Source organism: Paenibacillus bouchesdurhonensis, assembly GCF_900155685.1.
GTDB classification, from domain to species: domain Bacteria; phylum Bacillota; class Bacilli; order Paenibacillales; family Paenibacillaceae; genus Fontibacillus; species Fontibacillus bouchesdurhonensis.
On the sequence record NZ_LT732547.1, the window covers coordinates 804014 to 819351 of the forward strand.

Genomic DNA, 15338 nt, shown 5'->3' on the forward strand with positions numbered 1-15338 from the left:
TGAAAATGATAGAAAATGATAGGAAGTGAAAGAGAAATTATTTAATAAGGCTCAAAAATTCTACAGCCCTTAACAAATTGATGTGTAAAAAGGGGCTGTCCCATAAGTCCCTAAAATAAAAAAGGTTGGAGGGAAAACTTAATGTTTCCGCTCCAACTTTTTTTGTGACACTACTTTTGAGGAAAGTAGCGGGACGAATCCCTGCTACTTTCAGGAGGTTATCCACAAGTTTAATTTATAAACCTGTGGTTCCTTTTTGAGTATATGCCTAGAGTCATAATGTCTAAAATTGTTTGTCCGTAAAACTATGATAACCAGAGGTGATTAAGATTCAATATTTTACAGACGAATTGTGGTCTAAGATAAACAATGAAGATGAAGAAGAGCGAAACGAAGCGAACCGCAAATGGGATGAAAACGAAGCTCTATACCACCAGCGATTTCAAAAGTTAAAAGATAAATTGCCTAGGCAAGTATTTGATTTATATAACTCTAGGAGCTTTCATGATTCAAATCTGATTGAAGTTAAAATTAATCAACTAGATACAAACACTACAAGACCGATTAATGTAGAAATAACATTAACGGACGGAGAGAGTTGTTGGCGTATTATTTATAAGAAGATTATCAAACTTCAAGTTGATTATTCTGAGAATGATACTTTATTTAGATTTCAAGGCTTTGGAGATTGGGGGTATGAGGAAATACTAGATGTAAACGAGGATGTCCTATCTCACGAAATTCTTTTTTCATCAGGCTCTAAAATACTCATACATTTTAGTAATAAAATGATTGAGATATCTAAACAATGAACTTCTGGAGGTACTTTATGGGGAGTCTGATTCCCGAATTATGATCCAACGTTTCTAGAAGTCGAAGTTCAATCAGTATCATTTACATTTGATAATTTTCCCGAATTTAATTACAATCATGTTCATGTTGTCATCCCCATAAGATACAAGGGTAAGAACATTGGTATGTATAAGGTCTTGTTTACTTTTGATGGTCATATAGAAGATGATTTTTTTATAATTGATTAGTAATAAATTTTAAAAAAGATTACATAACCAAAACGCCCGTTACCACGGCTAAAGTGGAAACGGGCGTTTATGCAGTTATATAGTTAATGTTCTCCTGTACACGGGAAGAACAACTTTGGTTCCTGCTCAGACTACAACCACAATCATTTTCTAAAACAACAAAAGCCCTACCTCTCTTTTGTCCTTGCGGCTCCGATGACCGCGCCAGTGTGAATCAGAAATACATTAAATCCTTACTTTGGGTCATTCAAAGGAATTTTCATTTACCTGGTCAGGTATAGGAGGGCTATAATCTTGTGAGGAACTGTTTGAAACTATTTTGCAACTCAAATTTATATTATACGATATTGCCAGAGAAAAGGCAAGGGTGTCATCTCAATAGAATCCGCCTCAGTATTTACTGAGGCGGTGAGTAGAATGAGGACTGCCGCTGCCCCTGACAGGAGCAGCGGCCACTTGCTTAGTCGGCAAAGGTATAGTTGTTGTTTGTCTTGTTCAGCAGTGCTTTGAAGCCCGATGTCGCGTAGAGTTTCTGCTCTTTGGAAATGAACAGTGCCTCCGTATCAGGAGTATCCTCGATAAACTTGAGTCCGTCCTCAATGCCGAGAACGAACAACGTCGTGGAGAGGGCATCCGCATCCGTGGAGTGCTTCGTCACAACGGTAACGCTGCTGATGCCGTTGTCTACCGGATAACCCGTTCCGGGATCAAGTATATGCTGATACAACTTGCCGTCTTCAATGAAGAAGCGTTCATATATACCGGAGGTAACGATCGTCTTATCTTCTACCTGAATCGTGCCGATCGGATTGCCACGTTCTTTGTCGGGATCCTGAATGCCGATGTTCCATGCTTTTCCGCCCGGCTTTTGGCCCATCGCATAAATATTGCCGCCAAGATCGATGATCGCGCTGCTGAAGCCCTGCTCCTCCAAATAGTCGTAAATCGCATCTGCTGCATAGCCTTTACCGATTGAACCGAGGTCGATAGCCATGCCTTCCTTCTGCAAATAGATTTCCTGCGTGTCCTCATTCAGCTCGATTAGACGATAGTCGCTAAGCGCCTTGGCGGCTTCGATCAGATGGATATCTGGCACTTTGGCGCCCTCATGGCCGATATTCCACAGCGTAACTAGATTGCCGATAGCCGGATTGAAATTCCCGTCCGTACGCTTGGCGTAATCTAGAGCTTTATCGACCAATTCGAAGGTTTCAGGAGATACCTTTACGGCCGATTTGCCGGAGTTTGCGTTAACCTGATAGATTTCACTGGTCTCCAGCGTACGGCTGATTTTGCTGTCGATGTCATTAAGCAGGGCTTCGATCTCGTTAAAATGCTGTCTGGTCGCGCGGTTATCATATATTTTCACGCTAACGACGGTATCGAATATAAAGAATGTTTCCGCCATTGGCTTAACGGTTTCATGCTCATTTGCCGCCTTTTGGTTCGTAGAGACGGAACCGGACAGCGGGCCCGAATTCGTACCGCATCCAGCCAATACGGCCATGGATAGCAGCAGGATTAACCCGAAAGTGATCAGTTTGTTATGCTTCATTTGTGCCGCCTCATTTCATTTGTTTCTAAATTTATTCATTCAAATTTATTGTATCAAGAATAGTAAAATGTTAAAAGTAATATTTTTCACAAAGTAATGATTATCCCATTAAATTCCTTATAAAGTGAGGGTTTTGTGACAACCGGAAAAATGAGAGAAATCGCACATGTTAGTCATTGAAGGATTAGAAAACAGGGGTTATAATGAGTTCGTCTAGAATTTATACAATTAAAAAATAAGGGAGTTTTCTCTATGAAACGTGGAGATGTCCTGCTGATCGGCTTGATCGTCGTTATTGCTCTGGCATTTCTTATTCCAAGATGGTTTTTCGAAGATTTAAGTGAAAAAAATCACAATAATAATCCGCTTGTAGCAAATATCAAAGTAGATGGAAAACTGGTTCGATCCGTGGAGCTTACGGAGGAGGAGCAAATTATTGAAATTGAAACCGAGGATGGCCTCAACATTTTGAAGGTACATGATTATGGTATAGAGATGATTGAGGCGGACTGTCCTGATCAGTTATGCCTGACCTTTGGATTTGTTAAGCGCAATGGCGGGACGATTGTTTGCCTCCCGCACAAAATGATTGTAGAAATTGAAGGAGACTCGGGGGAAGGAGATGATGTTGATGCCATCGTTAAATAAGCAGACTACAGCGAAGCCGCTGGGCAGCGAATCGTCCAGCCTGATGTTGAAAAGAACGGTCATCGTCGCTATTTTCGCTGCGGTTGCAGTCGTGTTAAGCCTGATCGAGTCGCTCATTCCTATTAATATGGGGGTTCCTGGCGCCAAGCTGGGATTGGCAAATATTATGGTGCTGACCTGCCTTTATTTTCTGCAGGCGAGGGACGCCTTGATGATGGTATTGCTGAAGACGCTGCTTACCGCCTTTATTTTCGGTACGTTCTCAAGCTTTTTGTTCAGTATTATGGGCGCGCTGTTCAGTTTTGCGGCGATGTGGTTCCTGCTCCTGGTAGGTCGTAAGAGGCTCAGCATGATCGGCATAAGCATCGTAGGGGGGATTGCCCATAATATCGGGCAGCTTACCGCGGCAGCGCTGTATTTCCTGACAACAAAAATATTTTATTACTTACCGATGCTCCTCATTACAGGGGTATTGACAGGGATTGCGGTGGGCATTGCGGTTCGATATCTGATACCAGCCCTTTCCCGGCTATCTTTGTTTGAATCGTTTTTGAAGGACTAAAAAGGAGGTGAGGAGATGGCTGCGGCAGAATTCGCCTATGAATTGAAGCAGGTATCCTTTGCTTATGTGCCGGATAATCCGGTTCTGGATGAAGTGACGCTCCGTATTGCTTCAGGAAGCTGGGTCTCAATCGTCGGCCCCAACGGCTGCGGCAAATCCACGCTTGCCAAGCTGCTCGGCGGACTGCTTGCTGTGAATAGCGGTACGATTACTGTGGAGGGCCGTGAATTGACGCGAGAGTCGGTTTGGGATATTCGCCCTCGGATCGGCATGGTGTTCCAAAACCCGGATAACCAATTTATCGGGGCTACGGTGGAAGAGGACATCGCTTTTGGGCTGGAGGGACGCTGCCTTGCCCGCGGAGAAATGAGGGAACGGGTGCAGCGCTATGCCGAGAAGCTGGAAATCAGCGACCTGTTATCCAAGCATCCATCGGAGCTGTCCGGAGGACAGAAGCAGCGCGTAGCCCTCGCCTCCATCCTGGCAATGGAGCCGGGTATCGTTATTTTCGATGAAGCATCCTCCATGTTGGATGAGAAAGCACGTGGAGAACTGCTCCAAATATGGCAGGATATGCGGAAGAGCGGGGATTACACGCTCATTTCGATCACGCATGATGCGGAAGAGATTATGGCCTCGGACCGGGCAATTATGCTTCGGGGCGGGGCCATTGCAGCCGATAGAGCTCCTTCGGAGCTGTTCGAAGATGAGGAGCTGCTGCAGGCGTGTCGCTTGATTGCGCCTTATCGGGTGAGGCTTCAGCAGGAACTAAGAAAGCGGGGGATGGATGGAGAAGCTATTCTCCATGGCCGGCATCTAAGGAGGCGGTGACATTATGGCTATTACATTCGAAGAAGTAAGCTATGCTTACGATGACCGCACCTTATGGAGGAGCGGAGCGCTGGAGGGCGTCAATATGGATATTCGGCCCGGTACATTTACAGGCATTGCGGGTACGACAGGCTCTGGCAAATCGACGCTTCTTCAGCATTTCAATGGCATCCTGAGGCCGACGGCAGGTCGCGTGCGGATTTTGGACGTGGTCGTGAATTCCCAGGAAAAAGCACCAAAAATGAGCGAGCTGCGCAGGCGTGTAGGTCTGGTCTTTCAATTTCCCGAACAGCAGTTGTTCGAAGACACGGTGGAGAAGGATATTTGCTTTGGCCCGCTTAACTTCGGGATGTCCCTAGCGGAAGCGCGGGAGCGGGCAAAGTGGGCGCTATCCCTGTTGGGGCTGGAAGAGTCGCTTCTTCAAAGGAACCCTTTTCATTTAAGTGGAGGTCAAATGCGCAAGGTGGCCATAGCTTCGGTGTTGGCTATGGATCCAGAGGTGATTGCCTTGGATGAGCCGACGGCAACCCTCGATCCACAGAGCCGGGCGGAGCTTGCCGCACTGTTATCGAAGCTGCACCGCGAGCAGGGTAAAACGGTCATCGTCGTGACGCACCGGCTGGAAGAACTGCTGCCCTATGTCGATGGGTGGATTGTCATGAAGAGAGGCCGGAAGCTATTCCAGGGTACGACCGATGCGCTTGTCCGCGAAGCTGCCTTCCTGGAGCAGGAGGGGCTGGCCCTTCCGGAATGCATCACACTCTGGAATCAGCTTGCCGCCGAGTATGGACTGGAGGCGGAGAAGCCGTGTTTGACGCCGAATTCTTTAGCTGAGCGGCTAGCGCAGATATACGCAGCTGCAGATACATTAAGAGACGGAGAGGAGAGATCGCCATGCGGGGAAAGCTTGTGATCGGTCGGAGCATCGATACCGGATCCTGGATTCATGGCCTCGATCCGCGGGCAAAGCTGACGGCTATGGTGCTGTATCTCATCGCGATCGTTGCGGTGGGCTCATGGCCTGCGCTTGGTGCCGCCGCGCTCTTTTCGCTCGCTTATATGACGGCAACGAAGATTCCGCTCAAGTATTACGTCAAGGCGGCGAAGCCTCTCTGGGTATTGATGGTGTTTATCTTTGCCATACAGTGTTTCACTGTGACCGAGGGAAGTGTGCTTTGGCAAATCGGCTCGTGGACGTTGTATTCCGGAGGCGTGAGTCTTGGACTCATCTCAGCTTCGCGGATGGCATTGCTCGTTTCGTTTACCGCGATTCTTACGTTTACAACGACGCCTGGGCTGTTGAACCAAGGGATGGCCGGCGTGCTGAAGCCGTTGGAGGCAATTGGAATATCGGCGCAGCGCCTGACATTGATGATGAGCATTGCGCTGCGGTTCATTCCGACGATTCTCGACGAGTCACAGAAGATTGTGAAGGCCCAGGCTGCCCGGGGCGCTGATTTGCGGGAGCTGCCGTGGAAAGAGAAGGGGAAGATGCTGGTATCCTTGCTCGTTCCCGTTACGGTAGGAGCTTTTCGCCGGGCCGAAGAATTGGTTCTGTCGATGGAATCGAGAGGTTACCGGATCGGGGCGCCTCGCTCGGAGTATCATTTGCTCGTATGGAAGAGTCGCGATACCTGGTTCATTTTATCATTTGCTCTTCTGGCGGTTGCCGTGCTGATGTACAGATTTTTCATATAGGGATATTGATGCGGCACCGTTTAGGAATCCTATATAAGGAAGCGAAGCCGGGTGAGACTACTGAGCATCATGTGAAAACACCGAATAGAGACAATTCAAAGAGATAGCTCATAGAAACACCAGATGGAGAAACGAAAGAAATGTAAGAAAAATCGTGAAATTATTCACATTAGACAACTTAGTTGCGGGTAGGGAAGGGGAGTAATACTGTGGCACGTTATTTTAATGGGAAAGAAGTCGAACTGCTTGCGCCGACAGGAACGTTTGAAATATTCAAGGAAGTTATCCACGCTAATTGTGATGCTGTTTATTTTGGAGGGCCTAGCCTCAATATGCGCATGATGCGTAAAGGTTATAATTTCAGCCGGCTAGAGATCATCGAGGCAATCAAGCAGGCGCATAAGCTTCATAAAAAAGTGTACGTAACGGTAAACAACTTGCTTAATGAAGGGGAAATCGAAGAGGCGCGCGATTATTTGCGCTTTCTTGAGCAGGCGGGGCCGGATGCTATTATTGTTCAGGACTTCGCTGTTCTGGCTCTGATTCAAGAGATGAATCTAAAGCTTCCCGTGCATTCCTCAGTCATGATGAATGTGCATAATCGCGAGATGATTACGGCGCTAGGTGAGATGGGAGTCACCCGGGTCGTAACGTCTAGGGAAATGGATTTGATGACGACGCGGTACTTGCGTGAAACGACGGGCATGGAGCTGGAATATTTTATTCATGGTGATATGTGTTCCGTGCATGGCGCAAATTGCTATTTCAGCTCGCTCGTATTCGGGATGAGCAGCAACCGGGGCAAATGTCTCAAGCCGTGCCGTTGGGATTACCGGGTGAAGAAGGACGGTTACATGTATCCTTCCGAATTCCCGCTTGCCGTTAAGGATATGTTTATGTATGAGCATATTCCTGAGCTGATCCATGGCGGAGTGACTTCTTTTAAAATCGAAGGGCGCATGCGTGACACAGAATTTGTCCTTATGCTTGTTAATGCCTATGGAGATGCGATCGATCGCTATATTGACGACCCGATCGGCTTCGAACGGAGCCGGGATACCAGGCTGTTGTATGACAACCGGAAGCGTGATTTCTCTACAGGCTATGCCTTTGGCCGCCCAGGATTGTCTTACATTAATAAACGCTATGAGGGAACAGGGAAATTTTACAGCACGGGCAAGGTATTCAGCACTCCGACGGAAGAACGGAAATTAGGGGAGAAACGTCTGGGCGAGATTGAGAGCTATTTGCTCAAAGCTGCGGAACGGATCGGAACAGGGCAGCAAGAGGGCGAAGGAAATCATCGAAACTATCGAGACGGTCTAAACGTCCAAAAACGGATGGGGCTGTCCGTGCATGTGAACAATGCGGCCCAGGCGCGAGCAGCGCTTGAGGGCGGGGCGGATCATATTTATTTGTCAGGCGATGTGTTCGAGCCGGATCGGCCGTTCACGAAGCAGGAGATTGAACAGCTGGCAGAGATCAAAGGAGAGGCCAAGCTGTATTTGGGCTTGCCGAGGATGATGACGGAGCTGCACTTCGAGATGTATGACGGACTATTGTCCGGAGAACGTTTGCCGATCGATGGGCTTCTCGTAACCAATCTTGGCGCGGTTCATAAATTTGCCTCTAAGGGATATCCGCTCGTGGGCGACATCAATTTGAACATCTTCAATCATTTGTCTGCAGAAATGTACTCGAAGCTTGGTGTTGAACGATTTACAGCTTCCCTAGAGCTGCCGCTGCACGACTTTAGCAAGCTGTTGGAGAACGCGGCTGTTCCACTGGAGGCGGTCGTACATGGCTCACCGGCTCTTATGTATATGGAGCATGATTTGTACGAGAACACTGAGGTGTTCGAACCGATCGCCGAGGAAAATAATCATTACGTGGATAACCGTATTTTGGTGCTGATGACCGATAAAGGGGAGAACCCGGTCTACCGTGATGTCCATGGCCGCTGCCATTTGATGCTGGCAAAAGAACTGTGCCTGCTGCCCGTCATCAAGGAGCTTCAGGACGCCGGACTGTCCGTTTGTCGGATTGAAGGGGCGACCTATCAGCCGGAGCAATTAAAATCCATTGTAAGCGTCTATAGAGCCGCTATAGAGCAGCCTGAAACTGCAGGGGATCTATTTGCCGGAATGACCCCAGTCTATGCAGGGTATACGCTTGGGGCGCTGCAATTCGATGGCGGATCAGTAGGGCGTCCTGCCGCTGCCGAAGAAGAGGATTGTGAAGCCAAGCCAGGACAAGAGCAGGTGCTGCAAAGAGCAGGACAATTAACGAGCCAATGAATGAGCAAGAAAATGAACGAATGAAAGAGTGAAAGAATGAAAGAACGAATGAATGAATGAACGAATGAATGAATGAATGAATGAGGTGATAAACGGACGGATGGCAACATAAACGATTGGGCGGAAGACACGTGAATAAAGGAATCTTGCCCCGAAGGTGCTGGAATAACTGGATTTCATGCCGTTACTCATGAGAATTTTAAGCTCTTGAGGGAATTAGCTGGATTCCATGTATATAAATCTGGATATATCTGTTCGCTGTTGCGAGGGGCATAGTTTTAGTTACAAGAAATCCAGTTAAAAGGCTGAGTAGCTGCAAACGTATATTTTTAAATACCTAAAATACAGTTAGACAATCTAAAAATCGCATGAATGTCAAAAAAGAGGCGCCAAAGTCAAACTAAGCACTGAATACTAAACGCTGAACCCAACTACCAACTACCAACTACCAACTACCAAGTGCCAAGTGCCAAGTGCTAAGTGCTAAGTGCTAAGTGTTAAGTGTTAAGTGCTAAACACTAAATAGCAAACACACGAAACACGAAATACGAAACACCAAACAGCAAACGCTAAACGACAAAAATAAAGACTTTAAATCGGGCTTTGTGCCACTGTGGAGTCTAGGTGCTGATTCTAAGTAATATCGACAAGGCCTATGTGCCACATACAGTACAAAGCGCAAGTCTATCGTATTAAGAGCTATTAAGAGCTAATGTGTATCGCCTAGAAAAGGAGCGGGAACGATGGAGCAATACAGCGGATCAGATCACATACTTCAGAAGCGGCAGCGGTATTTTTACCCGTGCACGAGTCATTTCTACCGAACTCCGCCGCAAATCGTCAAAGGAGAGATGCAGTACCTGTATGACCACGATAACAGACGCTACACGGACTTTTTCGCAGGAGTATCCGTCGTTGCTTGTGGTCACTGCAACCCGGAAATCGTCAGACGCACGGAGGAACAGCTGAGAACGCTGCAGCATACCTGTACTGTTTATTTAACTCAGCCGAACGTAGATTTGGCGCAGCGGATGGCAGAGGTGCTTCCAGGTGAGCTGAAGCGCACCTTCTTCGTCAATAGCGGTTCCGAGGCCAACGAAGGAGCTTTGCTGCTGGCTCGTCTGCATACGGGAAAAAAAGGCTTTATCGCGCTGGAGCAAGGACTGCATGGCCGCACGTATTTGACGATGAGCGTGACGGGGCTGCGCATGTGGCGGACGGATCCGCAGTTGGAGGCGGATCGCGACGTGACGTTCATTCCCCGGCCTTATGAACGGGGGATGAACGCGGAAGAGGCGGCACAGCGCTCCCTCGCTGCCCTGAAGAAGGTGCTTGAGGAGAAGAGCGGCGACATTGCCGCCATGATTGCTGAGCCGATTCAGGGCAACGCCGGCATTATCGTGCCAGCTGCGGGGTACTTTGCCGAAGTGAAGGCGCTGCTGGAGCGGCACGGTGTACTCTTTATCGCGGATGAAATCCAGACCGGCTTCGGCCGGACGGGGGAAATGTTCGCGATAGATCATTACGGCGTGCAGCCGGACATCGTCACGATGGCCAAGGCGCTGGGCAATGGCGTGCCGGTTGCCGCGTTTGCCACGACGGACGAGATTGCCGCCAGCTTCAACCGGCCTTCAGCATCCACGTTCGGCGGCAATCCGGTGTCCGCTGTCACCGCTATGGCGGTGCTTGACTACATCGAATCGCATCAATTGGTGCAGCGCTCTAAGCAGCTTGGAGATGTTCTGCAACAAGGCTTGCGCGTTCTTGCCGCCCGCTTTCCGGAAGCTATTACCGAGGTACGCGGGGCCGGCCTGATGATCGGTGTCGAGTTGTTCGGGGAGGATACACCGCGGGGTGCGGCATTAGTGGATGATGTGCTTGAACTTATGAAGGACAAAGGATACATTATCGGCAAGAACGGCGTGGATCGCAACGTGCTGGCCTTCCAGCCGCCGCTCGTCATCACGGAGGAAGATATCGTCGGCATGCTGGCGGCGCTGGAGAAAACGCTGAGCTCCCTAACGTGAAGTATCGCCGCAGCCAGTCATCTCGAACGTTTTAACCGGCATGAAGCTGTTCTCAATATACCTTCAAACTAAAATTTGAACTAACCTTAATCTTGTAAATCTCACGGAAATGCTTCCTAAACAAGCTACCAAAATAAGCTTCTCAAATTAGTTTTACAAATAAGCTCCACAAGAAATTCATCAGCAGCTCAGTAGTGCTCATTAGTACTAATGAGCACTCAACTAGTAAGCTTTGCTAGCGTGCACTGCATCAAGGAGTGTGGATTCTATGGAATACGCCCGAAAAGTCGGGGCTAAAATCAAGCTGTACAGTGAATTAGTCATGTTCTCCCATACTTTGTTTTCGCTGCCCTTTGCCATTATTTCGATGGTCTGGGCAGCGAATGGCTTGCCTTCCGCCTATGTGATGATCTGGGGACTGATCGCCCTTGTAGGCGCTCGCAACGGGGCAAACGCCTTTAATCGTATCGTGGATCGGGTATACGATGCCCAGAATCCGCGTACCGCGCATCGCCATTTGCCGCAAAGGCTGCTGGAGTCGAAGGAAGTGCTGGTGTTCGTGGTCGTCAATTATGGCATCTTTATCGCTGCCTCAGCGATGCTGAACCCGCTGTGCTTTTTGCTGTCGCCCGTGGCGATCTTCTTGATCTCATCGTACTCTTATACGAAGCGATTTACATACTTAAGTCATTTGTATCTAGGGTTTACGATTGCATCCGCGCCGATCGGCGCATGGTTTGCCGTTACGGGGAAATTCGCGTTCACGCCCTTTGTGCTGGGGACGATCGTAATGCTGTGGATCGCTGGCTTTGACATCATCTATGGCTCACAGGACATCGAATTCGATCGCAGCCACGGGCTATGGTCGATTCCAAGCTATTTTGGCTTGAAAAACGGCCTGCGCATTGCCGCTGCCCTTCATTTATCGATGGTTATTCTACTGCTTGCGCTCATTCCCATCCGAGATCTCGGCTGGATCTATGGCATCGGAATCGGGATAGCTGTTCTTCTTCTGCTCGCTGAGCACCGCATTATTAAGCCGGGCAACCGGCAGGTCATGAAGGTCGCATCTTACAATCTGAATCAGGTCATCAGTATGGTTATTTTATTTACTACTTTAATTGATTTCTATATGAAGTAATAATCAGAGCCGTGTGTCCTTATTCAACAATAAAATAGCTCCCGTCCACCGAATGGAATGGGAGCTATTTTTGGATTCAGTTACCGTTAGAATGTGGCGCTATTTCACATGGGTATATACTCCACATACAGAATTAAACCTGTCTACCGATCTCAGTTACTTCTGCACCGTTCTATTATAATTGCCGATTTTATCCGTGATCGCTTTGGCGGCATCGTCCAGCGCCTGCTTGGCAGGCTTGCTGCCGCCGAGCGCTTCTTCGATCGCGCTCTCCACGATTTGGCGAGCTTCTGGGAATACGCCCATTACGGCACCTTGCGTTGCCAGGCTAGGTTTGCTGGCATGAAGCTGATCGACCGCCGTTTGAAACTGCGGGTATTTAGCTAAATTATCCTTCACGATTTGCTCGTCGTAAGCCTTCTTCGTAATAGGGAAATAGCCGGTGGAAATATGCCATTTTGCTTGTGTTTGCGGCTCGGCGAGGAATTTAATGAACTCCCAGGCCGCCTTTTGCTCCGCTTCTGGCTTGTTATTGAGAATCCAGAGGCTTGCTCCGCCGATAATGACACCGCCGTCAGGAGTGCCTTCCGGTTTAGGGAGAAACGCGGTGCCGACCTCAAACTTATCGCCAACACTGTCTACAATACCCCGCAGTCCCGCCGTGGAGTCCAGCGTCATACTGACCTGTCCCGCTACAAAGGCTTTCTTGGTGTCATCGGTTTTACGGCCAAGATTGATGGCAGCTTGGCCCTCGACCAGACTCTTCCACCATTCCAGTGTATTAACGCCAGCCTCGGTGTTCACCAGGGACTGGGTTGCCGGTGCGGTGCGGCCGTTTCCGTTGTCGACATATTCAGCTCCTTGGTTTGCAAAAAACTGCTCCATAAACCAGCCGTAAATGGCGAATGAGGCGGGTGCTCCATTTTTGCTCAGCGTTTCGGCTGCTCTCTTCAGCTCTTCATATGTTGCTGGAGCCTTGTCGGGATCAAGCCCGGCGGCTTTGAACAAGTCCTTGTTGTAATAGAGAATCGGGTTCGACGTATTGAAGGGCATGGAGTACTGCTTGCCCTCGAACGTATAGTAATTCATAATATTCTCTTCCAATTGGCTTAAATCATAGCTCTCTTCATCGATGAACTGCTGTACCGGCGTAATTGCCCCTGAGTCGATCATGAAGCGGGAACCGATTTCGTAGACCTGAATGAGAGACGGGCCGGACTTGGAATCCATGGAAGCTTTCATTTTATTCAAGCTTTCGTCGTAAGTTCCTTGGAAAATCGCTTCTACCTCCACCTTGTCCTGAGAAGCGTTGAAATCGGCTACGAGTTGATCCGCGGCTGTACCCAGCTCTCCGCCCATGGAATGCCACCATACGACTTTTGTTTTGTCTGCTGGTGTGGAATTCTCATTCTTCGCATTGCCTGAGGCCGATGAGCTGCTTGCCGAGGCTTCCCCGTCTGCCGTTGCTCCCGAGCCGCCGCCCGCTGCTCCGCAGGCAGATATGAGCATGGATAGAAGCAAAATCGTAGCGAGCAAAAATGAATGTTTGAGCTTGAACGGTTTCATTTGGTTTCTTCTCTCCCTTTTGATCTAATCATTTATATCATCCGTCGGTGGACGGGAGTTGCTGTTTGCTGCTGTTTCGGTCATTCTGGGGCCAACGGCTGGGGCCTGCAGGGAGATAGCCCATAAAGCTGTTTCGTAGAGGGCTACCCCTTGATTGCTCCCGCAGTTAATCCACGCACAAGCTGTTTAAGACCAAGGACGATGAGCACGAGCGAAGGAAGCAGCACGAGTGCGACCCCGGCAAGAACGATGTTCCAGGCGGTCATTTCCTCGAATTGCAGCATGCTGATTCCAATCTGCACAGTACGCATATTTGCGGTATTTGTAATGAGCAGCGGCCATAAATACATATTCCAGGTGTTAAGGAACACATACACAGCGAGCGTTGCGAGGCCGGGTCTGGCCAGCGGCAGAACGATGCCCGCGAAGTAGCGCATATGCCCGCAGCCGTCCATTCGCGCTGCTTCGAACAGCTCCCGGGGCAATTGCAGAAAGAATTGCCGCAGCAGGAATACGCCAAAGGCGGAGGCGAGGAAGGGGAGGACGAGTCCCGGATAGGAGTCGAGCCAGTTCCATGATTTGATGAGGAGGAAGTTGGGAATCATCGTCACTTCCCATGGAATCATCATCGTTGACAAAAAGACCGCAAACCAGAATGCCTTGCCGCGGAAAGCAATAAAAGCAAAGGCATACGCCGCCAGGCTCGCCGTCACAAGCTGTCCAATCATAACGAGCGTGGAGACGATGAAGCTGTTAGCGATGAAGCGAAACACAGGGATGAGCCGGATAACTGCCTCAAGGCTACCCAAATATAAGCTGGACGGGAGGAGAGCAGGGGGGAACTGGCTCGTCTCTTCCGGCGTCATAAATACGGAAAGGAAGGTATAGAGAAGCGGGTAAAGGATGAATAGGGACAATAAGCACAGGACGAAGTATACAGCGCCGTGGCGAATGGGACGGGATAGCGTCATTGATAGTGCACCTTCTTTTCCAAAATGGTGAATTGAATAAGTGTCAAAGTCAGAATGAGCAGAAATAGGACGATGGCCATGGCGCTGCCCGTGCCAAATTGGTAATTCACGAAGGCTTCCTTATAAATGGAATAGACGAATACTTCAGTTGAGCCCGCAGGACCGCCTTTGGTTAAAATATGCATTTGCCCAAACGCCTGAAATGAGCCGATAACAGATACGATAAGCAGGAAGAACAGCGTAGGCGATAGCAGCGGCAGAATGATACGAATAAACGTACGGAAGGGCCCCGCACCGTCCACTTTGGCACTGTCATACATATCCTCGGGAATTCCTTGCAGGCCGCTCAGCAGCACGATGAAGTTAAATCCGGAGTTCATCCATAGGGTCATGATTGATATCGATATGAGCGCCCAGCGCGAATCGGTCAGCCATTGTACGGCGGGAAGCCCCGCCAAGTCCAGAAAATAATTGAACATGCCCAGCGTTGGATGGAACAGCATCATCCAGATTACCGCTGACGTACTAACAGAAAGAGCGAGGGGAAGGGAGAAAATAAACTGGAACAGGCGTACCCCTTTTAAACGGGAATGAGCGAATGCAGCCATGATCAAGCCGAGAAGGAGCCCGCCAGGAACGGTTAGCAGCACGAATTTTCCAGTCACGGCGAGACTGTTCCAGAACTGGGAGGAGCCTAGAAGCAGCCTGAAATTGTCCAGCCCGACATAAGCCGCGATATTGCCGCGCGGATCGGTCAGAAAGAAGCTGAGATATACCGATTTGACCAGAGGGTAGAGGAGGAATAGGCTGAATAGCGTGATAGATGGGGCGAGGAAAAGATAGGCCAGCATATGCTCCTTGAAGCTTGCGCTCAGCCCTTTTCTGGATAAGGGTTTATATGAGGAAGTCGTCATGGCGGCCGGGGACGGCGCGTTTCTGACCGTAGTGTTCATGGATAAATCCCTCCTTGGCAGATGAACCTGCTGTATCTAGCAGTCCTAG

13 protein-coding genes are annotated in these 15338 nt (G+C 49.1%); 9 read left to right on the plus strand and 4 right to left on the minus strand.

Annotation, left to right across the window (positions count from 1 at the left end; all coding sequences use genetic code 11):
* Positions 1–320: 320 nt before the first annotated feature.
* Positions 321–812, plus strand: a complete 492-nt coding sequence (locus tag CZ379_RS03250; protein WP_110930293.1) for a hypothetical protein — start codon at positions 321–323, stop codon at positions 810–812.
* A 688-nt stretch (positions 813–1500) separates the two neighbouring features.
* Here the strand turns inward: CZ379_RS03250 and CZ379_RS03255 are convergent.
* Positions 1501–2595 (minus strand): FAD:protein FMN transferase, encoded by a 1095-nt coding sequence (locus CZ379_RS03255; RefSeq protein WP_110930294.1) that lies wholly within the window; start codon positions 2593–2595, stop codon positions 1501–1503.
* Positions 2596–2847: 252 nt separating this feature from the next.
* On the opposite strand from CZ379_RS03255, the gene CZ379_RS03260 reads away from it, so the two are divergent.
* From CZ379_RS03260 to CZ379_RS03295, 8 genes are all read left to right on the plus strand, one after another.
* Positions 2848–3243: a NusG domain II-containing protein gene (locus CZ379_RS03260; RefSeq protein WP_110930295.1), complete on the plus strand. Its 396-nt coding sequence runs from the start codon at positions 2848–2850 to the stop codon at positions 3241–3243.
* Complete coding sequence (locus tag CZ379_RS03265; RefSeq protein WP_234404793.1) at positions 3227–3805, plus strand: Gx transporter family protein; 579 nt, start codon at positions 3227–3229, stop codon at positions 3803–3805. Before CZ379_RS03260 ends, CZ379_RS03265 begins: the two co-directional genes overlap by 17 nt.
* A 15-nt stretch (positions 3806–3820) precedes the next feature.
* Positions 3821–4636, plus strand: coding sequence for an ATP-binding cassette domain-containing protein (locus CZ379_RS03270; protein ID WP_110930296.1), 816 nt, complete (start codon positions 3821–3823; stop codon positions 4634–4636).
* 4 nt (positions 4637–4640) lie between these two features.
* Positions 4641–5549: an energy-coupling factor transporter ATPase gene (locus tag CZ379_RS03275; RefSeq protein ID WP_110930297.1), complete on the plus strand. Its 909-nt coding sequence runs from the start codon at positions 4641–4643 to the stop codon at positions 5547–5549.
* Entirely contained in the window at positions 5531–6334 is an 804-nt protein-coding gene (locus tag CZ379_RS03280; RefSeq protein ID WP_110930298.1) for an energy-coupling factor transporter transmembrane component T family protein, read from the plus strand. The genes CZ379_RS03275 and CZ379_RS03280 overlap by 19 nt, the downstream gene beginning before the upstream one ends.
* Positions 6335–6543: 209 nt before the next feature.
* A complete protein-coding gene (locus tag CZ379_RS03285; RefSeq protein ID WP_110930299.1) occupies positions 6544–8631 on the plus strand; it encodes a peptidase U32 family protein in 2088 nt (695 codons plus the stop codon).
* Positions 8632–9374: 743 nt separating this feature from the next.
* Positions 9375–10658, plus strand: a complete 1284-nt coding sequence (locus CZ379_RS03290; RefSeq protein ID WP_110930300.1) for an aspartate aminotransferase family protein — start codon at positions 9375–9377, stop codon at positions 10656–10658.
* Between the two features lie 268 nt (positions 10659–10926).
* Positions 10927–11799, plus strand: coding sequence for a UbiA-like polyprenyltransferase (locus CZ379_RS03295; protein WP_110930301.1), 873 nt, complete (start codon positions 10927–10929; stop codon positions 11797–11799).
* Positions 11800–11955: 156 nt separating this feature from the next.
* Here CZ379_RS03295 and CZ379_RS03300 read toward each other — a convergent pair whose 3' ends face one another.
* The 3 genes from CZ379_RS03300 to CZ379_RS03310 form a co-directional block, all read right to left on the minus strand.
* Positions 11956–13365, minus strand: coding sequence for an ABC transporter substrate-binding protein (locus CZ379_RS03300; protein ID WP_110930302.1), 1410 nt, complete (start codon positions 13363–13365; stop codon positions 11956–11958).
* Positions 13366–13508: 143 nt separating this feature from the next.
* Positions 13509–14336: a carbohydrate ABC transporter permease gene (locus CZ379_RS03305; protein ID WP_110930303.1), complete on the minus strand. Its 828-nt coding sequence runs from the start codon at positions 14334–14336 to the stop codon at positions 13509–13511.
* The gene (locus CZ379_RS03310; protein WP_110930476.1) at positions 14333–15250 is read right to left on the minus strand and encodes a carbohydrate ABC transporter permease; all 918 of its coding nucleotides are present in this window, start codon (positions 15248–15250) and stop codon (positions 14333–14335) included. Before CZ379_RS03310 ends, CZ379_RS03305 begins: the two co-directional genes overlap by 4 nt.
* Positions 15251–15338 lie beyond the last annotated feature (88 nt).

Bases quoted from the DNA above. Each gene is read 5' to 3' on its own strand.
- CZ379_RS03255 (WP_110930294.1), bottom strand. From the start codon at position 2,595: ATGAAGCATAACAAACTGATCACTTTCGGGTTAATCCTGCTGCTATCC.
- CZ379_RS03260 (WP_110930295.1), top strand. From the start codon at position 2,848: ATGAAACGTGGAGATGTCCTGCTGATCGGCTTGATCGTCGTTATTGCT.
- CZ379_RS03265 (WP_234404793.1), top strand. From the start codon at position 3,227: ATGCCATCGTTAAATAAGCAGACTACAGCGAAGCCGCTGGGCAGCGAA.
- CZ379_RS03270 (WP_110930296.1), top strand. From the start codon at position 3,821: ATGGCTGCGGCAGAATTCGCCTATGAATTGAAGCAGGTATCCTTTGCT.
- CZ379_RS03275 (WP_110930297.1), top strand. From the start codon at position 4,641: ATGGCTATTACATTCGAAGAAGTAAGCTATGCTTACGATGACCGCACC.
- CZ379_RS03280 (WP_110930298.1), top strand. From the start codon at position 5,531: ATGCGGGGAAAGCTTGTGATCGGTCGGAGCATCGATACCGGATCCTGG.
- CZ379_RS03290 (WP_110930300.1), top strand. From the start codon at position 9,375: ATGGAGCAATACAGCGGATCAGATCACATACTTCAGAAGCGGCAGCGG.
- CZ379_RS03295 (WP_110930301.1), top strand. From the start codon at position 10,927: ATGGAATACGCCCGAAAAGTCGGGGCTAAAATCAAGCTGTACAGTGAA.
- CZ379_RS03300 (WP_110930302.1), bottom strand. From the start codon at position 13,365: ATGAAACCGTTCAAGCTCAAACATTCATTTTTGCTCGCTACGATTTTG.
- CZ379_RS03305 (WP_110930303.1), bottom strand. From the start codon at position 14,336: ATGACGCTATCCCGTCCCATTCGCCACGGCGCTGTATACTTCGTCCTG.
- CZ379_RS03310 (WP_110930476.1), bottom strand. From the start codon at position 15,250: ATGACGACTTCCTCATATAAACCCTTATCCAGAAAAGGGCTGAGCGCA.